The sequence below is a fragment of the Methylobacterium sp. AC315 genome, from assembly GCF_979253755.1.
Genome location: NZ_CEEDEA010000118.1, coordinates 1 through 243, shown reverse-complemented (window position 1 = coordinate 243; position 243 = coordinate 1). Strand labels below are relative to the sequence as shown.

The 243-nt window shown below is 71.2% G+C and carries 1 pseudogene; it reads right to left on the bottom strand.

The features are described 5' to 3' along the window. A pseudogene (locus AC0IY0_RS28940) lies at nucleotides 1-243 on the bottom strand (ISL3-like element ISMdi2 family transposase); the annotation flags it as partial.

Genomic DNA, 243 nt, shown 5'->3' with positions numbered 1-243 from the left:
CACGCCCAATCGTCGATGCCGATGACCCGCGGCGGCGGAGACGGTACGGTCCCGCGACGACGGATCAGGCGCAGGACCGTGTCGCCGCTGACAGGCATGGCCAGCCGCCGCGACAACCTTGCACCAGCCTCACCACCCAGCACCATGCCGATGTCGGTCTGCGCCGCGGCCAACCGGTCGCTGCGGCGCGCCTTGCGCGTACCCAACCCTGGCACGCGTTCGGCAAAGATCCGCCCCGGGCAA